This is a genomic window from Mucilaginibacter sp. SMC90, from assembly GCF_022811725.1.
GTDB lineage: Bacteria > Bacteroidota > Bacteroidia > Sphingobacteriales > Sphingobacteriaceae > Mucilaginibacter.
Map to the genome: position 1 here is coordinate 6,256,652 of NZ_CP094527.1, position 19,945 is coordinate 6,276,596.

Consider the following 19,945-nt stretch of genomic DNA (forward strand, 5'->3'; position numbering starts at 1 on the left):
AATGCTTCCAACCCATCAGATCGTGTTCCGAAACGATCAATGTTTCAAATGATTGGATGCGCTCCGGACATTGCCGACAGTTCAGCTGCCGTATATTGTAGTTACGCCTGGTGATCCCGACGGCATGTTGCCCGCGGTTGTTCTGCGTATGTGCGATCAGGAACAGGACAAAACGACGGCGGTATTCCTTTCCGCCGCCCGATGGCACGAAATTGTTTTAAGATAGATCATGCAGATCATTTACATCAACGACCGGAAAAAGAAACCCGCAGCAAATATCATCAGCCTTAGCAAAAGCCACAGCCTCGTTGAAAATTATTTACAATGGCCGAAAAGGCATAAATTCAAATGGTTCCGCATCATTCACAGGCCTGATCCCCTGACCATCATATATCGTCTACCTATTCCCCTATCAGGGCTTTCTTTAGTTTAGGAGTGTGCGTTTTCTGTACACGTTTAATGTCATCCTGCTGAGTGCTTGACGGTTGATTTCAATTTACAGTAGTCCATGCGTAGCCCAGCATAAGGATTTGCACAGAAATATTATTTTTGCGCCTTAAAAATAAGATCATGGACAAATTTCAAAAAGTAAAAGAAGTAATCGCAGCAGCGGAAGCCGATGCAGCAAGTTTTTATGACAAAGGCAATAAAGCTGCAGGAACGCGCTTGCGCAACGCCATGCAGGCGCTGAAAGTTCTTGCCACCGATATCCGCAAAGAAGTTACAGAGAAAAAGAACGCACAATAATCAAATTAAGAACTGTTTTGGGAAAGGGCCGGTCATCATGACCGGCCCTTTATGCATCATTAAATTACGGATATAACTAATTGCTCATTTATCCTTCCACCAGTTCAGTGGAAACTGGATCTGATTGACGGAATCGACGACCAGCGTTGGTTTAAAACCGTAAGCATTCAGATTTTCTTTTTCAGCAATACCCGATAAGACTAATATGGTTTTGAATCCCATATACACGCCTCCTTTGATATCAGTTTCCATTGTATCCCCAACTACGGTTGTTTGGGAGGGCTCAAGTTCCATATATGTAGCAGCGGAACGCATCATTACAGGGCTGGGTTTTCCGATTACAAAGGCTTTACGACCGCTGCCTTCTTCGATCATTGCAGCCGTTGCCGCAATACCCAGGTTGTTCCAGCCGGGTTTACGCGGAGTGGGGTCCCTGTTGGTTGCAATAAACCTTGCGCCCGAAAGAATCATGTCAACTGCTTGATGAACTCTTTCCAAGCTGAACTCCTGGCCTTCCCCAAGGATTACATAGTCAGGTTTTTTATCGACAATCTGTATTCCTGCATGATCAAGGCTTTTAAGCAGGCCGCCCTCGCCTAATACGTAGGCGCTGCAACCCGGGTCCTGGTCTTCCAAAAATGTTGCGGTTGCCATCGCGCTGGTATAGATATGTTCTTCGGTAACCTCAATACCGAGCTTAGCCAATTTTTCCACAGCCTCGGCGCGACTGCGCGAGCTGTTATTGGAAAGAAAAGTAAAATCGATTTTTTTCTTCAATAGTTTTTTTACAAAATCATCGGCACCATCGATCAGTTCCTCCCCGGCGTAGATCACGCCGTCCATATCGATCATCAATCCATGTTTTTTCACAACATAAGAACCTGTAACCTAAAGCCTTGTTTTAATTCGGCTGAAAAAATGGCACCGGAGCTGATGTTTTTTCAGCGGGAAACTGCAAATTTATCAGCGTCTTTGTATTGGCATATGCCTTGTAATGATCTGCTTGGTTTAAATAATCTTATTGTCCAATTATTTTTTAGAGTAAAATTTAAAGGAGAAAAAAGCCATGACCTTAGTTAAATTCAACCACAACCGCAACAACATGTTAATGCCGGGCTTTAATGATGTTTTCGATTCGATCTTCAACGATACTTTTTTTAACGATCGCATGACCAACCGCGTACCTGCTGTAAACATCAGCGAAAGCGGGAACCACTATCATGTGGAACTGGCCGCACCCGGTTTAAAGAAAGAGGATTTTAAACTTCACCTCGACCGCAACCAGTTGAGTGTTTCCGTCGAAGTTTCCGCAGACAACCAGGACAGTCAAAAAAACTACAGCAAGCGCGAATATTCTTATAGTTCGTTCCTGCGTTCATTCACATTACCTGACAGTGCTGACTTAAACCAGATCGAAGCCGGTTATACGGATGGTGTACTGAGCATAGACATCGCCAAACGCGAGGAAGCGAAAATGGTGCGCAAACAGATCGAGATCAAATAATGTTTAATGGTATTCAGTAACCACGGGCTCCTGCATGCAGGGGCCTTTTTGATAGGGAGTTCGACATGAAAACGCATTTCTATATCATATTGAGTCTGAAAACACCGCAAGGCTTTGTGGATTACGGACACTACGCATTCGGTAACGATCGGGAAATTGCCCGGGGATTGTTCGGGCAACTGCAGGGAAGCGAAAAAATTAAAGATAGCTGTCCGTTGCATATTGACCTGATGGAAACGGTCAACGACTTGCCGGTAAAGATCAAAACTATTTGTTGTACGCTGGATGAACTCGGCACAAACTGTAAACTGATAGCACGCGAGATCTTCCGCTTAAAGAACCTCGAGGAAATGTTATGAAAAATAAACTGTTTTTTATCCGGACGTCAATGATTACTGTAACGGTAATCCTACTTGCATGGGACATGCTGTTATGGCTGAGCAAGCATACAGAAACTTTGCCGCACCGCGATCTTTTGCTAACCTGCGTATTGCTTTGGATTGTTTCTATATTCTTTCCCCAGCAAAATGATGACGATTGGGTTGGCCAGTTTTGATGAGCGTTAAATAATAAATCAATGGCTGTTGCTGCTGCCATCGATTCAACTGCATCGTTAACGCTGACCACCGGCCACGGCAATCGTTTCGCCATGGACCCAATATGAATCATCAGAAGCAAGGAATATAGCTACATTGGCAATATCCTGAGGCTTGCCGGCACGGGCAAGCGGAGTTTCTGAAACATGCCATTTTCCGCATCGCCATTCGTCACGCCGGAGCTGTGTGAGCCTTCGGTTTCGATCAGTCCCGGATTGATCGAATTGACCCTGATATATTTAGGGCCCCGTTCCTTAGCAAGGATGCGGGTCATGGCGTCTACTGCATATTTGGTTTGCGTATAGATCAACGACGTTGCCATATCCAGGGTGAATACGATGGAACCGGTATTGATAATCACGCCGCCCTGATCGCCAAACAGCTTAACAGCCTCCTGGGTAGTCAATATACTGCCCAAAACGTTGATATGAACATCCGGTGAAAAGATTCTTCTGTAATTTCTTCAATTCCGGCGAAACTGTATACGCCTGCATTAACCAGGATGTCCAGTTTTCCAAATGCTTTTACTGTTCTTCAAAGAGTCGCCTGACGTCGGCTCCGCTATCCACGCTGTCCTGAACGGCTATTGCTTTACCCCGGCTGAGGTTATTTCCAGGACCACCTGGTCAGCGCCTTCGCGGCTGCTGGCATAGTTGACAACTACAGCTACGCCTTCTCTGGCGTATGCTTTTGCAATACCTGCACCTATCCCTTTGGATGCGCCTGTAATGACGGCGACTTTTCCATTTAATTTTCCTGTATTTTCCATTTGCTTTATCTTATTATTCTGTTTTTGAAAGCAAAGTAGGCGTTTAAAGCAATCGGGAAGAGATCTCGCCCTTTCGGGGGCGATAGTCTTTTACATGGATGTTCTCCCGAATTCACGGAATTACCTGATGAGCGTCCCTGATTTTTCCGATTTCTATGGCGAAGACGAACATTGGGGTACCGAGCATTCAGCCCTGGCGGAATATGAAGTTTTCGGTTCGCCGGAACCATTTTAAATGGAGATATGGAAAAGCCGTTTGAGATCATTGAAATTGATGGCGCGAACATGTTGTTCCGCCGGAGCACAGCTGTATGCTGAACGTCATCCACTTGAAAAGCTCGGAGCGCGATCTGGGGGTTACAGGAATTATTCCTGTAGCGACATTACGATTGGGGCAATGATCAAAAATGTGGGATTCCTTGAGAAGCTGTTCCCAACGGATGTCATCTTTGATTTCCAGGGCATCGACATCAAATTCCAGGACGGGGGCCGGGTCGAACCGAATTTTCTGCGCTGGTTCGATGCCGTTGAATATTATCGTATGACTAAGCTGGCTGTCAGCAGGGATCAGATTTTTGGCTTGGAATACCACGGGAGATTTGTGTAGATGAAAATGGCAGAAGAAGTCACCCGGTATTGGAAATACCGGAAGCTGAAAACATCGATTACGATTTTCAGTTTATAGAGGGGGGTGGAAAAGAGATTGTTTATCTGGCTGACGGCACTTTAGTATGCGAGTAGAACAACGTCAACCTGATGAAGTGGAAAGCGGCCCGGTATTATCGGCCACCTTGTACAAAGCCGTTTGTTGATGGTAATGTAATCCGGTTCGATTATGAAGAATGGGAAATACGCGCAAATTTTGTATTCAGGATATTGAATTGCGACCAGGTGATCGACGGATTTATGCTCCCGAAGCAAATGTATTCGACGCGATTGATTTTTATTTCAAGGGGAGTATTGGGAACATCGAATTACCAGGCAGGTTTGCCTTTATCATTCGTATATTTCAGGGATTAGTTAAAAAGATGAATAAAAAACATAAAGCATATTATATTCCTTGTCCGACGAAGATAGGGAATATAGGGATAGCCTTTCCTTACAGGACAGGGCCTTATATGATTATTTCAGCAGCAGCCCGGCAAAACCCAAAGATCCGGACGGACGCTTTACACTTGAATGGGCCTTGGGGCCTGAGTTAACTGTAGGTGACTGCATACCGGAATTTTGGGCGAGCATTGGCTATATCAATAAATATTACTGTAAATTCCCTCTTTAAACCAGGGACATTTATTGAGCCAGCCCTCTGATCGCATAGTTAAAACTGGCCGGGGATTTAGCGGCCAATCCTCCGGGTGCCTGCATCGCGCTGCAATTTAGCAGCATTTTGAGCCACGATCTCCGGCAGCGCCGTTTCGGACAGGGAAATCAGGTTACCTTTGATCACTTCCAGGATCGGGAATTCACGGAGCAATTCCAGGTCACCCAAGCCGTGCTCCCTTGCTGCCCCTATCGGATCGAGAATAATTTCATTGGGAATTTGAAGGAGCATGACATGCGCGGGCAATTCGACAGGATCGTCGTCCATCTGAAAAAGTTCGTGATTGAACACGTGGTAATACGACACATAGCCATCTCCATCGGTAAATAGCTCCATATCCCTGATATTTAGCCTATTCCATGGCTTTTCGGTTTCCCGCAGCTGCTGCAGGTGCCAGTCAACGGTAAAATCAATACCGCCGATATCAATACGCGGCAACTTTCCTGCCAGCCGCCGTAAGGTGAGTGTCTCCGGAGTAGCGGGCTGTGCCGTATCGTCCGGGGTCCGGTTGTTCCTGTCCGATACGAGTTTGAGGGCGAAACAGTGCGCGATATACCTATAAACCGACCCGTCGATCCATTCCTTATGTGGAAAGGCCTGGGTGTGAAAATACTGCAAATCGAAAACATCCAGATCGTCCCAGGTCTCAAAAGCAGCTTTCGCTGCATCGAAGTTCTTATGTTCGGCCATTTTGAACACGATATCTCCGGGACCTAATTTCCCGTATTTTTCCGTCAGTTCCGGGACGGTAATATTGCCTGTTGATTTAAAAAGGATTTCTTCAGGTGTTTCCATAAAATTTTCTGTTAGACAAGTTTCAGGTAGAGAAATGAGAGCGCGGCCAGGCTCATCTGCCTATCCGGCGGCGATAATGCGGTGCAGCTTCCTGGTTTTTTGGCAACTGCGCTAAAGTGTTTTGATCAATGGGCCATAAATACCCTTTAAGATGGTTACGCACCGGGTGGCCGTTCGAGAAGACGAGGTCATCAAGTCCTTTTTCCTGTGCCACGGCAACCGGATCAAGCTCCATTTCATAAGGGATATGTAACAGCAAAACGTTTTCCGGGATTTCGTGAATCCCTTCCCCGATGGTGTAAAGCTGGCGGTGGCCTGTATCATACAAGGCTTCGTACCCGTCTTTAAAGTAATTTAATGCCATTGCGGTAATATCGATTTTGTTGGCAGGGTGACCAGTCTCCCGTAATTCGCGCGATTTCCAGTCCACCGTAAACGAAGTACCGCCGATGTCGATCTCCGGCAGTATCCCGGCCAACCGCCGAAGCGTAGCGACATCTTCCTGATCGTCATTTTCCAAAGCGAACTGATCACGGACGTTTCTTTCCCGGATCAGCTTCATCAGGTAACAATGGGCCAGGTAAACGTTTCGCGCTTCCTTTGCCCACTCGGAATGAACAAACCTGGTAAGCAGGTAGGCATCTGACTTCCTAACGAAATCATCGTCCCAGCGGTCGAACACAGCTTTTGCCGCTTCGAAGTTCTTGTGTTCCGCAAGCCTGAAGTAAAATTCCCAGGGATTTATTTTGCCGTATTTCATCACGATTTCGACAGGTGAGATCCGGCTTTCTGATTTAAAGAAAACGTCTTCGGGATTTTTCATAAGATTAAGGGTAAGAGGTGCAGGGTTAAAATAAAAAACCCCGGAGCGCTCGCCGCCCGGGGTTTACCTAAACCTTATCACAAGTGCGGGAGGTTTCCCGCACGAATGGACAAATGTAATATAATAAAATTATGTTGCCCGGAGTACTACCTCCGGTTATTTATTCGTTGCCTCGACCTCATGTAATTTTCGAACATGCGCTCGTTGAAACGTTTTGCGGCATCCTTCTTCAGGCGGTTGTTATAGCCCCACAAAAAAAGAGCCCATAAGCCGAACATGACAGCGTATAACGGGAACGGATTTTTTGCTCCCAGTGAACCCCAGAATGCGAATGTGGAAATGCATGAGGTGACGATAAAATAAAAGATATTCTTCATCATATTCAATGGTTAAAAGTACTAACTTCTTTAGTAAGAAGCAAGTTTCTGGACGCATTCCTGACCTTAAAACTCCTAACAATCAGCAACAAAACTTGTGGAAAACTACCGTTTTCGTGCCCTGTGATCAGCTGCTCCCCGCTGCTGATATTGCTTGTCCAGCTTCTTTTTCACTAAAAGGTGGTCGATGGCCTGGCGGTGGTTCGTAAAAGGCACCCCGCCGACAACATATTGCATGGCCGTATCATCGTAGCCGATAGTATTCAGGTCATCCTCATCCAGTAGGGTTATATCAAGTTTCCCCTGGCTATAAACCGCTTCTCCATAGGTGCTGTTGTTCCCGAAATAATGCAGGAAACCAACGCTGAATTCTTCCGCAATTTCCCGGAGCCTTTGTGTGGCAGGTTCACCGGTACTTTCGAACCAAACCCTGCCGTCGCCAAGGAAGGAAATGTTGTTCAGCCCTTCTTCCCCCATTGATAAACGCGCGCCCTTTTCATAGATCAGTTCTTTGAACCAGGCAAGTATTTCCATGACGTTAAGCTCCTCTCCGTTAAAGTCCACGGCATTGTAATACCTGTTAAGCATATTATATATCTTTAAGGTTGTGGGGGCTGCTGTAACAGCAGGATCAAAAAGGATGCATGACGTTTAGGTTTGATTGTCCGGCAACAGGTCCTGATGCCAAATGCTTTCTGGAAAACGTTCAGGGTGATGTCATTTGCTTCAAATTGCAGCGCCCTGCCCCTGGAGATAATTTCAACCTTATCCCCGCGCCAAAACAGGCGCGGGACATGGTTCCTCAAAGCCGCCGCTACATAAACATCCGTCAGGCGACCAAGGAGATCATTTGCAAATACGAGGATAAAATGTCGTTGGGGGAAGCGGGCATTAATTTCAGCGAGCTGCAGCCAGCCGGGCAGGCGTCCCAGGGCAACGAAGGCAAGATTATGGAGACGGGGATAACGATGCCGGTTACAGGATAAAAAGGCGATGGCTTCCATAACAGAATCGGTAAGCACCACATGACTGCCGGCGTTTGTGTTCCATATCCATGCCTGATCGGCTGCCGGGACGTAGTGAAAACCTTCCTCGAAGAACTCTGCAGATACTGAAGAGCCGTAGTGAAAATTCAGTTCGCTGATACCAAAAAAATCCTGGATCTCCCCTGAAACCCCGAGCTTCGTTAATAGCGGGTGCATTAGCGGAATACCCTGCGCCTGGCATCAACCTGGATATGACTGTTATCCAGAACCGGGTTCTCTGCTTCCATGTCAGCCACGACCTTATGATACCCGGGACTGAGTTTTTCTGCTTCGGCGGGGTCACGTTTCTGATTAAAAAGCGCGTTCAATCCTTTGTAAGCAACATAGGAAAGCCCGCCGTCGATCAGGACAGAAGCGATAAGCGCGACTTTGTCAGAACGGATCCCCTTTGCATCTACTGCGGAGTAACTGAATTTGGTGTGGTCTGCGACCTCTACTTCTTTACCTTTCCGGTATTTCTCTTTCTGCGCCGGCGTGAGGAATTCGCCGTTGACCATATCCGGTGCCAGTATCTTTTCCGAGTCGGACACGATAAATTCATGCGTTTCCGGGTCGTATTCCACCAGTAGTTCCTGCTTATTGCCTTTATTGTCGGTCACCAATTTCTGGAGGTTCGCGACTTCGCCTTTTTCCAGGAGTTCCGCTTCGTGGTCATCCAGAAAATCCGGGGTCGCCGGTTTCCTGTAAACCGGGTGGATCAGAAGATCGGTGCTACCGTCCTTCCCTGTCGTCAGGGAAATCTTGGCATCCATTGCTTTTATTTTGATGTTTTCAGCCCTGAGGTTCTGCAACTGGAGCATCGATGTGCGCCTGCCGGACAGTAAGGAGCGCAGGTCATCAGGCTTAAGCCTGAGCTGACCGTCTACGGCCAGCCCAAGGATTTCGAGGTCCTTCATCGGTAGTTCCGATTCTTTAAAGCGGATCAGGTCCATGCTCACCTCCCTATTTTTGCGGTTTGTGACTGTTCTTCACCCAACTCTATTTCAGGCTGCTTTTCCGCATATTTCGCCTCGAGCAGCGCGGAATAGACCGCATCAGTTTTTTTGATGACGGTGCGGGCACCCAGCGAATCCTCCACCTTGACGTTTTTGTTCTTGTGAAGCTCCAGGACCTTGTAAACCGTATCATTGTAGGGGATCTCGTCATCAAGCGCGAAAGCCTTTTTTGCTCCGGTCTTTTTCTCCGGGGCCGAACCCTGTTCCTGGCCCTGCTCATTGCCATGTTCCTGTCCCTGTTCCTGTTCACGTTTTTGGCTTACGCCCAACAACAGGTTACTGATCTTCTGCGCGTCGGTTGCCACCCTGGAGATTTCGAAGGGGTCGTCCTTCAGCATTTTGGCCCAGGTTCCGGCATAGGTGGCGTGCAGCGGTATGTTATGGCCGAGCTTGATCTCCGCCCCGATCTGCATGGCCGCTGTTGCCGCACGGAATTCTTCTTTGGCGGCGTCCAGGGAGCCCAGCTTTCCATCCAGCGGGCGGTTCAGGCGGCTTTCGTGGCCGCTCCAGTGTGCCAGCTGCAGGACGGCCGCCTGCATGTAGGCGGTTTCAGTTTCGAACCGTTCTTTTTCAGGCAGCTGGATCACATCCCTTGCCTTGTCGTAATAAGCTTCCTGGCCGCCGTGCTCGATCACTGCCTTGCTGTCGGCGATTAATTTTCCTGCTTTCTCTACCGGGGACAATTGTTCAGGGTCACTGGCTTTGAGGTAATCTTCCAGCGGCGGTATGCGGTTGATCTGGGAGGCGTTGAACAGGAAGTAGTTGGCCGTCTGCGGCCTTTCGAATTCCACTACTTTAACCTGTGTCCTGCCTTCTTCATCGGTAAACTTGTTACCTTCAAAATCCCGCATGGCCTGAATATCGGTCTTTTTAGGAAAGGAGATCATAGTGCCTTTGGCCCCTTCCTTCACCACGTAACCGGTAAAGCTGGCTTCTTTGGCCGACATCCACCTGGGGTCGTCATGGCCCCGCATCGCGAGGTTCATCGCGTTCAGCGCGCTGTAACCTTTCCCGGTGTTGGGGTTGACAGGCGTAACATAGGCGGGAAGCCCGTTCTCTTTAACGGGCTTTTGAAAGAATGAGGTGCCGTTTTTTAATTCGGATGATAGCTTGCCCGCTACAATCTCGGGTAGTTGTCTGAAATTTTTACTCATGATATGTTGAATTAAGATTTGATAGATAAATTTTAGCGGATCAATGCTGCGGCCTTTGCAGCGGATGGAAAAGTGAAGGTGTTCAGCGGTCACCCTGCCTGTCGCGCCTGTGATGCCGATGGGCTCGCCGGCAGATACAGCCTCGCCCTGGCGGACAAAGACCTGGCTCAGGTGGCCGTACCCGGAGCAAAAACCCCGGTGGGCGATATCCACAAACCGGCCGAGGCTGATATTATACCCGGTTAGCGCGACGTTGCCGTCGAATACCGCAAACACCGTGTCATGCCGCGCCCGGAGATCTATTCCCGCATGCAGGGCATACCTACCGCTCAGCGGGTGGATGCGGAAGCCGAATGGCGAGGTCACCTGCAGGTTTTTCAGGGGAAGGCAAAGAAAGGAGCAGATCAGCGGAAGTATCATCTGCTGACTGCCTGCCGTTTTGATAAACCAGCGTCAAGCGCTTCCAGGCCGCCCTCCCAGATGTTCGGGTTGTCCCTGGCGATTTCGAGGGCCTGCCATAAGTCTTCTCCCCTTCCCATATCCTGGAGGCTGCTTATTTTGTACAGGTCCTTGAAATCATTGACATCCAGTTGAGCTGCGTTTTTCATCAGGTCGGGGAACAGTTTTTCCCGGTCTTTCAGGCGGAGCAGCTCAGCTGCCGGGTAGCGTGCTTCCTCTCCGCCCTTAAAGCTCAGGTATACCTGATCTTCCGTTGGGTCAACATAGGTAATGATGCCGATGCTGCCTTGCTTATGTGCCGGATCATTTTCCATGTCGGGCCGGACGAGGGCGAGTGTGCCCAATAGTTCATTATTCATCATGGCATTGTTCTTATATGTTTAAGGAAATATTTCGGCAGCAGCAGGTTCAGCGACCTATCTGCCGTACTTCTGCGTTTTTAAGTTTGTCCGCGATGGAGATCATGCTGACCTGTAAAGCTTCAGGGTTGCCACGAACCATGTTCATCGCTGTAAGCAACTGCGGTTCCTTACCATAACCCAGCAGGAGCGCTATGTTTTTAAGGTCTTTGAATTCCCGGGCAGAAAGGTTCACCGCATTCTGCTTCAGCTGGTCATAGATCTCCTCTGAACTTCGGAACACAAGCAGGGCATCGCTGCCATAGAAACCGTATTTCTGGTCATCAAATTTTACCCGGATCAGGTCATCGTGGAGGTTTACTTCCGTGATCTCGCCGATCTCACCATTTTTCTCTGCCGGGTCGTCCCACAGTACCGGGTGCACCAGCACGCGGCGCCCGGTCAGTTCTTCATTGTTCATGATGTCTTGTTTTTAAAGGTGCCTTTAACGATGTTGGATGGCGAAGCCGGTGAGGGCACTTTGAATTTCAGGACGATGTCCTGTACTTCCTGGTTGATGCGGAAGAAATTCTGTGTAAGGGTAACTTCCTTATGCTCCCCGAAATCATAATAAAAAGGCAAGGGCTTATAATTGCTTTCCTCCCTGGCGATGGCCTTCATGTCAAGGTGGATCCGGCAATGGATAGCGGATGTGTTATACTTCCCGGTAAATTCCTCCTGGGCATCGTCCGCGATGATACCGACCATTTCACCCGTTTTCAGGGACGCGATCTTGCCTGCGGGGATCAATTCCTCGAGCTTTTCATTGAGGGAAGTGGAAGTTTTGTTGCGGTCGATGGAAAGGCTTTCGCCTACCTGCTTTGATTTGCCAAAGAGGCGCTCCAGCCATTCCAGCGTTTCCTTATTGCGCACTGAACCTGAAAGCACATTGCCGACTACCGCGGTAATGGTCGCCGCCGTATCCTTTCCATATTGCTGGCTGAACTGCGGCAGCTCCTGCAGCCCGAGCAGCACCGCCACCTTATTGCTCCTTGCTGTCGCGATCAGGTTTTCCACCTTATGAACGAACAGGGTGGGCACCTCATCAACGATCAGCGCTGATGGCAGATTGCCTTTATTATTGATCAATTTAGTGAGCCTGTTGATCACAATGGAATAGCAGGCGGAGTTGATGTTCTGCGTATTGGGGTCATTCGCCAGCACCAGGATACCGGGGTTTTCTTTCGAGGAGATCTTCAGGTCAAAATCATCGCCCGAAAACACCCAAAAGGTTTCCTTGGTCGCCAGGCGGCTGATAAAGATCTTCAGGGTACCGATCTGTCCCTCCAGCTGGTCGAACGCTTTGGCGTTATAGGCCGTCATGAAGGGAGAGAGCATTGATTTCAGTTCAGGTTCAGAAATCAGCGCGTTGAATATTTCGTCGTAGCTGCGGTTCAAAAGGGCGAGCACATGGGGCACGCTGGAGAACCTTCCCTGGTCATGCTTGCTTAAGAAGTAAATACAGCAGGCCAAAAAATTAATGGCCGACTGCGTAAAGAACTGATCGCTGCCGCCTGAGCTGTCCCCTTTCTTCAGCGCTTCGACAAGCGCTTCGGCAGTTTCCGCCGCATCGGCCAGTGACCTGATATAATCTGCCCGCCAGGGGTTGATGCGCCTGCTTTTTTCCACATCGTTCAGGTTGATCACATGGAAACGGAAGCCTTGCAGCCGGCCCGCCTGTTTGGCCAACAGGTAATGATAGTAGGCGATATGGCCGAGGTCAGGAAACTTAAAATCATACAAACAAACCGTAAATGACTTACTACCAATTAATTGCCTTATAAACGGATTTACAATCCCAAACGATTTTCCGGACCCTGGTGTCCCAATAAGTATGGTACCCCTAAAAATATTTGTCAGGTTGACCCAACCACGCCATACCCTTTTGTCATGGTAGAACAACATCGGGATATTCACTGATGAGGGTGTTTCCACCATTTTCACCGGTTGCATAAAACTTTCCGCCTCTACATTCCATTTATCCTTGCCCAGGCCGGTCCTGATCATTTTGGAGATGTTATCCATGGACAGGCTGATCATCAGCGCTCCGGCGAATGAGCAGATGATATAGAGCAGGTTGAAGCCGGAGGTATAGGGTAGGATAAAGGGGGATGCGCGGCCCATGTAGACCATGCTGCCGAAGAAAAGGAGCAGGCCAAGGGCCAGCGGGTAGACGATATGCTTTTTCGGTTCAAGCTCTCTTTCCTTTTTTGCCAGCGTCCCGATACTGACGAGGCAGATGAGGATAAACGTGGCCAGTTTACTGTAGATGAGCTTGTGATAAATAACAATCCCTGCAAACCTTTGCAGGGGTACAACAAAAATGCCCCAGAACGGGGCATCAGTATAGATAAAGACGGCGGCTTCCAGCGCGACCGAAAGGTAGATACAGCATCGCAGGAAGCCGTGCAGCTTCTGCTGATCGTGTGTTTCCTCCATAATTCAGGTGATCGAGGATTGACTTTGGAAGCAGGGCTCCCCTTCAGCGCTTGCGGCCGCTGTAAACCATTTGTTTGGTATCGTCCGGAGAATCCGGGCCAGGTTTTAATGGATTGTACTGATCCTCTTCCTGCCCGGGACCTCCTTCGGTTTTTTGTTTATCGGCGATATTTTTATTGATTTCCGTTTCCAGCTTTTCCAGCTCGATCTTCAGTGCGACCAGGTCGGTCTCCTGCTCAAATACTTTTTGGGAAAAATCACGCAACCGGGGTAACTTATCTTCAATTTCCAGCATCCGTTTCCCGTATTTTTCCGCAAGCGGCATGACGCGGTCGATGGCATTGAGGAAATACCTTGCGGAATATTTAGGATTGTCAATATTGGGCGCGCCGTTATTGAACATATATTTTATCCCGGTTTCCCTGCTTTCCGCATATAAAGTGGTTGCATACCCGAACTTTTCCGACTTATCTTCGAGTCCATGCAGCTTTCGGCGGACATACAGATCGAAGCCGTAAAGGTCACCGATACGCTTTTCGGGCTTATCATAGCTTTCCGGGTGCCAGCGCAGGTAGAGGCCGATCAGGTGGTTGCCAATCTCTGCCGGGTCAGCAGATGCAAAATCATCCAGCCTGATCATATTGATCTTGCTCCCGTCTTCATCGTATTTCAGCACTCTTTTATAGGTAGCCTGGTCCTTAAGCATCAGCTCAAGGGTTTGCCCGGTACCTATCTTTTCCTTTTCGAGGTCTTCCAGGTAGATCCGGCTACGGCTGACTTCTTTGTAATGAGCCGAACGTGCGCTTTCCAGCACGGCCACTTTTTTCTCCAGCTTAGCTTTCTCCAGCAGTGAAGTATCGCCGGAAAGAATAGCGATGTACTCGGAAAAGTTCATGCCGCTCTGTTCATCCATGACCCCCTCGTCAAGGGTACGGACGGTCAGTTCGTTATTTTTCATCTGGCTGATAAAGGTCTGTTTGTTTTTAAGCAGGTTAAACTTGTAGTTGTCAAGTGATTTTTCGACGGCGTAAATGAATACCCTTACTTTGTTGCCAAAAGACTGTTTGGCCAGCCAGTTTCCCTGCCTGCCCATCCGGCCGTTGCGCTGTTCCAGTTCCGAGGGCTTCCAGGGGATATCGAGGTGGTGCATGGCCAGTCCTCTTGCCTGAACATTTAGTCCGGTCCCGGCTTTTTCGGTGCTGCCGATCAACACCCTGATCATACCGGCGTTCATCAAGCGGAACAATTCCGGTTTTTGTTTCGAGGTCCAGTTATGGATGAAAGTGATCTCCTTACGGGGGATCTTAAAATCATTGACGAGCTTTTCCAGTAATGCATCGTAAACGTTAAACCCGCCTGGGCGTGGTGTCCCGATATCACAGAAAATGATTTGCGTGCCCCTGGACTCCTGCCCCTCCCCGTAGATCCGGGCTACATTCCGGCAGCAGACATTGACCTTGTTTCCGGGATGATCGCTGTAGTGTTCTTCATCAACAAGGCGCAGGTCCACTGCCATTTTCTTAGCATAGTTCGTCGCAATGAGCATCCTGCCCATGTCTTCTTCCCTGGTCAGCGGACGGCGGCCGATCAGGCTGCCGTTTCCCGTTTTGGCAAAAGCCATGAGTTTTTCGATAAACTCACTTTGCTCGGGAGTCGGCGGGATATTGACCAGCTTTTCATCAATCTCGGGCTTGTCAAGGTTAATATGTTTGGCCGTCTTATAATCCGTAATCTCATTGTAAAACAAAGCCAGTTCAGGCACTTTGATAAAATGCCGGAACCGCTCCTTCGCGCGGATCTCGTTGGTGACCGTAAATTCAAAGTCTACGGTTTTCCTCGCGTATACCGCTGCCCAGGCATCGAAATTGCTGATGCCCTGCCTTTCCAGCTCCCTCGGACGGAGGTATTTGAAGATAAGGTACATCTCGGTGAGGCTGTTCGATATAGGGGTACCGGATAGAAAGGTCACGCACAGGTCGGCGTCGAACTTTTCCTGCAGCGTCCGTACGGCAAAAAGCATGTTCAGCGATTTCTGACTGCCTGCCATATTCCCCAGCCCGGCAACGCGGGTATGTCTCGTCGTGAACGTCAGGTTTTTAAACTTATGCGATTCGTCGACAAAAAGGTGGTCAACATTCATTTCCTGGAAATTGATACCGTTGTCCTTCTTGTTCTCAATGGCATAAAGCACCGCATTAAGTTTCACTTCCAGGTTCTGCTTACGGATTTCCAGGCCTTTCAGCATGGACTGGCTGACCTCAGCGCCCAGTTCCTTCAGCGTCTCGAGATCAAGCTCAACGTTCCCTAATTCAATATTGAGTATTTCCTTCTGGATCTCCGGTGACTGCGGGATCATTCCAAACTGGTCATGGGTTAGGATGATGCAGTCCCAGTTATTATTTTTGATCTCATGAAAAAGGCGCAGCCTTTTAGCCGGTGTAAAATCATTTTCACCGGGAGCCAGGATCTTTGCCTTCGGGTAAGCCTTTCGGAACGTGTTGGTAATGTCGCCGATATTCGCCTTGAGGGCAAGTATCATCGGTTTGTTGATCACACCGAGCCTTCTCATCTCCATGGCAGCCACGATCATGGTCAGTGTTTTCCCTAAGCCGACCTCATGATCGATTAAACCGCCGCGGTTCTGGATGATGCGCCAGGCTGCGTTCTCCTGGGAAGAATAAAGGCTTTCAATTCCCAAAGCTTTCTTATCAAGCCCCGGGAATTTCAGGTGGCTGCCGTCGAATTCGCGGAGCACGAAGCAATTGAACTTCTCATTATAAAGCTGCTGAATCTCTTTCTTCTCAGCAAATTCAAGTGCCTTGAGCCAGTCGATATAACGCTGCCTGATATTTTCGATCTTACGGTGCGCGGCCTGCATGGCCTCGTTATCCGCCATACGAACAACCCTGTCCCCCTGCTGCAGGGGATAAGTGATCTGCGGGCTTGTATTTTCAAGGGCATGTTCCAGCAAGGTACCGGCCAGTATCCGGTTGCCAGATTTGGGGACCACCACAAACTCGTCCGTTACGGTCGGATCTCCCTTTTTAATGTTTACCTTAAAAGTATCGACCGAAGAAAAGTAGTTGACATCGGTCTCCGTTTTGAACAGGGATGAGGCAAAACGCCGGTATAGATCAACAGGTACCCAGCGTTCACCGAGATTGAAATCGAGCAGCTCAAAAGGGATAACCTCCGGCTGCACACGCCGGATGGCAGCAAGGCTCCTGGCAATCTGCAGATTGTCCGGTTCCGGCAATAATAAGGACTCCGCTATTTTCAGTTTATCGACAACGTTGCCTGAAAGGTAATTGTCGGCAGTTTCCCATACGCCCGGGCCGGGATTATAAAGCAGTTGCTTATCCAATTGCAGAATGATCTCCGGCTCTTCGAGACCTGTCGTTTCCGCAATAAATCGCAGGTCAACCTTACCCAGTTCGTTCAGGCAGATGGCGAGCGCTTCAGCGGGGTCTTCGGTTTGCAGCAGGTCTTTACTTGAAAAAACAGGACCGTAAAAAATATCTGAGCGAACGAATGCGCCCTCCTGCCTGACTTCAAGCGAAGACAATATTTTAAAGCCGAATGCAGCGTCGTTCAGGATGCGTGCCCTGTTCGCGGTCTTATTAAGCTCGCCGTACCTTGCTACAATATTTCCGTAAGCATCGTTGAGCTCTCTCCGCAAATCCGGATATTGTACCAGGTGTTCCGCCTCATATCCGGATAACTGGAGATAAGTATCGCGTAATAAGATATATTCGTGGTAAAACGCAATATCTTCCTGAATTTCCAACGGCTCAAATTCTGCTTCAAACTTTTGAGGCTCACTGATCAGCCCCACCCTGCCATTGAAAACAACCAGTGTATCTTTGGTATAGTACGGCCTGATTTCGGTGAACGCCTTAGGACGGTCAGGTTGCAGTTTAAATGCGGGTTCGAAACTTGTATCACCTTCATAACGGTAGTCGTGAGCATAATACTTCAGTTTTGCCGCAAGGATCTCCAGTTCATTACCGAGAGCCTGGCCATTATGCCAGCGGTTAGAAAAGCTTAATTCCTTTACATTGCTGAACAGCTTGTACAGGTAGCGGTTATTTGATCTGGCCCGGGCAGTAAGCATGACAACGCTATCGTGTGTTAATTGATCGGTTGTCCGGATCGTGCTGATCTGCTTCGCAGTCCCGGGGTCAATTACTGCTTTATCGATGTCTTTCAGGTAGCTTAGTGCGCGGTTGGTTTCAGCGGCAACATCAAATAACCCGAGCTGTCCGGTGCTTTTTCCTTTGACTTCCGCCGGCAGTTCCAAAAACGTCAGTTTTCGTCCCTGCGGCTTCTTTTCCTGTTCAAAGGCAATGGCCTGCCATTTTTTAATGTCGAAATTCCGTCCGATCCCCTCGCTGATAATTTTCTTCAGAAAAGGGGCGATATCGGGCATTTCCCCGTTATACCATACGGTCAGGTTGGGTTCACCATAGGCGTTCGTGCCCTCTAAAAGCTCATCCCCGAGAATTATATTTTCCTGCGCATCAATATAGCTGTTGATATGGTATGTCCCATGGTCATTTTTCCGCTCTGTCGTCTCCATGAGCTGCACGTCGGCATCCCTTAGCCTGGTTTTACCCGTGTTTTTCTGTACAACGATCAGGTGGGTGCCCACCTCAACATTTGCATTTTCCTTCATCAGGTTCGCAGGAAGCACCGCTACGCTGAGCAGGTCGGCATTTGTCACCAGAAACTTACGGGCGCTGCTGTTGGAAGGGTTGTTTAGAAAAGCGTCAGTAACGAGATAGGCGAGGATACCGCCATCGGCCAACTTATCCAGGCCTTTGGCAAAAAAATAAGTGTGGATTTTCGAAGCCACCGGGCTGCCGAGATAGGCAGGGTCGTACACCGAAAACTTCCCGAAAGGGATATTGCTGATTACGAGGTCCGACTGCCCTTTCTCTGCCGCATCTGTTTCTTCGAGCGCCATCACTTGTATCTCCGCAGGAATCCCAAGCCCGGCGCAGTAGGCTTTGAGCACTTTGCCGGTAAGTATGTCTTTTTCAACGGCATTGATTGCCGCTCCCGGAAAGGCTTCAAAGCCTTTGGTAATAAAAATGCCGGCACCTGCGCTTGGTTCGTAGATTTTCCGGGGAGCGGCGTTGTTTTCGCGGAAGGCAGCGTAAATCATTTCCGGTACGAAGCCCGGCGTATAGAAAGCCGTCAGCCTGCTGTTCCGCAGCGAGTCAAAAACCTGCCTGTATTCTTTTGGTGAAAGCTTATCCTGTAACAGGCGGTGGAGTTCCATGACCTGCGGATAAAGTTTCAGATCGGCGTCCGATACACCATTCTTTTTCCATTCTTCAATAGTGCCCGGCTTGTTGAGGATCACTTTTAAGCCGCCGAAGCCTGCATACATGCTGAGTGCTTCCACCTCTCCCGATGAGAGCTGACCGCCAGAAAAATCCAGCGCAATGCGGATGGCCGCGATATTTGCGGCCAGCCTTTGAGCAGTATTAAAAGCCATGTCATTCCTCCTGCAGGTAATCGGCAATCGTCCCGATCACCTCGTATTTCAAAAAGCGGTCATCCTCATCGAGGCCTTCCATCAGCGGGGCGCACAGTTCGAGAATATTGGTCAGTTCATAATGAAGTATGCCGTCATTGCTGAACCGAAGGAAGGTTTCGGTGAACTCTTCTTCCATCACCAGCTTCAGGTAGTCATAGGCAAGTACGTCAGTCATAAGCTTAATTTGGAATGGTATAGGCAGCGAGGATATCTTTATAGGAAAGGTTGATCCTGATGACCCGGCCGGAAAACTGTTTTTCGCTTAATTCTACGGAGAGTACTTTATTCCCGGGAAAGGTCAGTTTTTTGAATACAAATATGTTCCGGTAGCTTTTCGTAAAAGGGGCAATGTCAAGCAAGGTGAACACAGGTTTCAATTCGACGGATTGCACGTTGGATGCTTTAGTCACCTTTTTATCGTCCACCTTGAACTGAAATCCTTCGGAATCGTATTTAAGGTTGGTTTTGTTGAGGTAACTGATATCAAGAAAAAGGTAGTCACCGGCCGTAAAAACCTGGTTGACCTTAGCCTCCATACCGAAAGCCTTTACCTTTTCCAGCGGGTGCCGGCCTTTACCTGCAAAGATCCCGAGGGACAGTTTCCGGAGCTGATTCTCGGAAAAGCCAATCCCTGCGACATCCAATTGGTGGGTATCAGCAGGCACAATTTCTATTTCGGTGGGCACATCCGCACCGCCGGGGACAACGTGGTATTGGGCGATAAATTTCTCCCCGACGATGGTCACAACGGCATCCTGAAAATTCACTGTCGAATCCCGCATTTTCAACCTGAACACGTTTTTCAGCGGGAGGTCGCCGACCATTCCCTTACTGGATATATCCACGTATTGTATCGGTTCCGGTGAGACGAAATGGATTGTCAGATTAAGTGGGAGACAAACCAGGGGTAGTTTTTCCTGGGCATAGAGTGCCGGTGCCGCCATGCAGGCAAGCCATAAAAGGATGATGTTTTTCAT

The 19,945-nt window shown here is 48.8% G+C and carries 23 protein-coding genes; 7 read left to right on the forward strand and 16 right to left on the reverse strand.

What is annotated here, in order from left to right; all coding sequences use genetic code 11:
- The first annotated feature begins 570 nt into the window (after positions 1–570).
- A complete protein-coding gene (locus tag MTO98_RS25655) occupies positions 571–747 on the forward strand; it encodes a histone H1 (protein WP_243481832.1) in 177 nt (58 codons plus the stop codon).
- Positions 748–831: 84 nt separating this feature from the next.
- On the opposite strand, the gene MTO98_RS25660 is transcribed toward MTO98_RS25655, so the two are convergent.
- Entirely contained in the window at positions 832–1,599 is a 768-nt protein-coding gene (locus MTO98_RS25660; RefSeq protein ID WP_243481833.1) for an HAD-IIA family hydrolase, read from the reverse strand.
- A 214-nt stretch (positions 1,600–1,813) separates the two neighbouring features.
- On the opposite strand from MTO98_RS25660, the gene MTO98_RS25665 reads away from it, so the two are divergent.
- The 3 genes from MTO98_RS25665 to MTO98_RS25675 all read left to right on the forward strand — a co-directional run bounded on the left by MTO98_RS25665 (position 1,814) and on the right by MTO98_RS25675 (position 2,807).
- Positions 1,814–2,251 carry an Hsp20/alpha crystallin family protein gene (locus MTO98_RS25665; RefSeq protein ID WP_243481834.1) on the forward strand — a complete coding sequence of 146 codons (438 nt, stop codon included), beginning with the start codon at positions 1,814–1,816 and terminating at the stop codon, positions 2,249–2,251.
- A 65-nt stretch (positions 2,252–2,316) separates the two neighbouring features.
- Entirely contained in the window at positions 2,317–2,610 is a 294-nt protein-coding gene (locus MTO98_RS25670) for a hypothetical protein (protein WP_243481835.1), read from the forward strand.
- Positions 2,607–2,807, forward strand: coding sequence for a hypothetical protein (locus MTO98_RS25675; protein ID WP_243481836.1), 201 nt, complete (start codon positions 2,607–2,609; stop codon positions 2,805–2,807). The genes MTO98_RS25670 and MTO98_RS25675 overlap by 4 nt, the downstream gene beginning before the upstream one ends.
- Before the next feature lie 57 nt (positions 2,808–2,864).
- On the opposite strand, the gene MTO98_RS34330 is transcribed toward MTO98_RS25675, so the two are convergent.
- The 3 genes from MTO98_RS34330 to MTO98_RS25685 all read right to left on the reverse strand — a co-directional run bounded on the left by MTO98_RS34330 (position 2,865) and on the right by MTO98_RS25685 (position 3,616).
- Positions 2,865–2,951, reverse strand: a complete 87-nt coding sequence (locus MTO98_RS34330) for a hypothetical protein (RefSeq protein ID WP_256464382.1) — start codon at positions 2,949–2,951, stop codon at positions 2,865–2,867.
- Positions 2,939–3,265, reverse strand: a complete 327-nt coding sequence (locus MTO98_RS25680; protein ID WP_256464319.1) for an SDR family oxidoreductase — start codon at positions 3,263–3,265, stop codon at positions 2,939–2,941. The genes MTO98_RS34330 and MTO98_RS25680 overlap by 13 nt, the downstream gene beginning before the upstream one ends.
- 165 nt (positions 3,266–3,430) lie before the next feature.
- Complete coding sequence (locus tag MTO98_RS25685) at positions 3,431–3,616, reverse strand: SDR family NAD(P)-dependent oxidoreductase (protein WP_243481837.1); 186 nt, start codon at positions 3,614–3,616, stop codon at positions 3,431–3,433.
- 235 nt (positions 3,617–3,851) lie between these two features.
- On the opposite strand from MTO98_RS25685, the gene MTO98_RS25690 reads away from it, so the two are divergent.
- The 3 genes from MTO98_RS25690 to MTO98_RS25700 all read left to right on the forward strand — a co-directional run bounded on the left by MTO98_RS25690 (position 3,852) and on the right by MTO98_RS25700 (position 4,895).
- On the forward strand, positions 3,852–4,223 hold the full coding sequence (locus MTO98_RS25690) for a hypothetical protein (protein WP_243481838.1): 372 nt from the start codon (positions 3,852–3,854) through the stop codon (positions 4,221–4,223).
- Positions 4,224–4,372: 149 nt separating this feature from the next.
- Positions 4,373–4,636, forward strand: coding sequence for a hypothetical protein (locus MTO98_RS25695; RefSeq protein ID WP_243481839.1), 264 nt, complete (start codon positions 4,373–4,375; stop codon positions 4,634–4,636).
- 40 nt (positions 4,637–4,676) lie between these two features.
- Positions 4,677–4,895 carry a hypothetical protein gene (locus MTO98_RS25700; RefSeq protein ID WP_243481840.1) on the forward strand — a complete coding sequence of 73 codons (219 nt, stop codon included), beginning with the start codon at positions 4,677–4,679 and terminating at the stop codon, positions 4,893–4,895.
- A gap of 57 nt (positions 4,896–4,952) precedes the next feature.
- On the opposite strand, the gene MTO98_RS25705 is transcribed toward MTO98_RS25700, so the two are convergent.
- The 12 genes from MTO98_RS25705 to MTO98_RS25760 form a co-directional block, all read right to left on the reverse strand.
- Positions 4,953–5,732, reverse strand: coding sequence for a hypothetical protein (locus MTO98_RS25705; RefSeq protein ID WP_243481841.1), 780 nt, complete (start codon positions 5,730–5,732; stop codon positions 4,953–4,955).
- A gap of 52 nt (positions 5,733–5,784) precedes the next feature.
- Positions 5,785–6,555: a hypothetical protein gene (locus tag MTO98_RS25710; protein ID WP_243481842.1), complete on the reverse strand. Its 771-nt coding sequence runs from the start codon at positions 6,553–6,555 to the stop codon at positions 5,785–5,787.
- Positions 6,556–7,037: 482 nt separating this feature from the next.
- Complete coding sequence (locus MTO98_RS25715) at positions 7,038–7,520, reverse strand: hypothetical protein (protein ID WP_243481843.1); 483 nt, start codon at positions 7,518–7,520, stop codon at positions 7,038–7,040.
- A gap of 11 nt (positions 7,521–7,531) precedes the next feature.
- Complete coding sequence (locus tag MTO98_RS25720) at positions 7,532–8,134, reverse strand: hypothetical protein (RefSeq protein WP_243481844.1); 603 nt, start codon at positions 8,132–8,134, stop codon at positions 7,532–7,534.
- Positions 8,134–8,910, reverse strand: coding sequence for a DUF4099 domain-containing protein (locus tag MTO98_RS25725; RefSeq protein ID WP_243481845.1), 777 nt, complete (start codon positions 8,908–8,910; stop codon positions 8,134–8,136). The genes MTO98_RS25720 and MTO98_RS25725 overlap by 1 nt, the downstream gene beginning before the upstream one ends.
- A gap of 2 nt (positions 8,911–8,912) precedes the next feature.
- Positions 8,913–10,547 carry a zincin-like metallopeptidase domain-containing protein gene (locus MTO98_RS25730; RefSeq protein WP_243481846.1) on the reverse strand — a complete coding sequence of 545 codons (1,635 nt, stop codon included), beginning with the start codon at positions 10,545–10,547 and terminating at the stop codon, positions 8,913–8,915.
- Positions 10,544–10,948 carry a hypothetical protein gene (locus MTO98_RS25735; RefSeq protein WP_243481847.1) on the reverse strand — a complete coding sequence of 135 codons (405 nt, stop codon included), beginning with the start codon at positions 10,946–10,948 and terminating at the stop codon, positions 10,544–10,546. Before MTO98_RS25735 ends, MTO98_RS25730 begins: the two co-directional genes overlap by 4 nt.
- A gap of 46 nt (positions 10,949–10,994) precedes the next feature.
- Positions 10,995–11,405: a hypothetical protein gene (locus tag MTO98_RS25740; protein ID WP_243481848.1), complete on the reverse strand. Its 411-nt coding sequence runs from the start codon at positions 11,403–11,405 to the stop codon at positions 10,995–10,997.
- Positions 11,402–13,423 carry a type IV secretory system conjugative DNA transfer family protein gene (locus MTO98_RS25745; protein ID WP_243481849.1) on the reverse strand — a complete coding sequence of 674 codons (2,022 nt, stop codon included), beginning with the start codon at positions 13,421–13,423 and terminating at the stop codon, positions 11,402–11,404. Before MTO98_RS25745 ends, MTO98_RS25740 begins: the two co-directional genes overlap by 4 nt.
- 43 nt (positions 13,424–13,466) lie before the next feature.
- The gene (locus MTO98_RS25750) at positions 13,467–18,926 is read right to left on the reverse strand and encodes a helicase-related protein (RefSeq protein WP_243481850.1); all 5,460 of its coding nucleotides are present in this window, start codon (positions 18,924–18,926) and stop codon (positions 13,467–13,469) included.
- Position 18,927: 1 nt separating this feature from the next.
- Positions 18,928–19,143 (reverse strand): hypothetical protein, encoded by a 216-nt coding sequence (locus tag MTO98_RS25755; protein ID WP_243481851.1) that lies wholly within the window; start codon positions 19,141–19,143, stop codon positions 18,928–18,930.
- Positions 19,144–19,147: 4 nt separating this feature from the next.
- Positions 19,148–19,945: a DUF4138 domain-containing protein gene (locus MTO98_RS25760; protein ID WP_243481852.1), complete on the reverse strand. Its 798-nt coding sequence runs from the start codon at positions 19,943–19,945 to the stop codon at positions 19,148–19,150.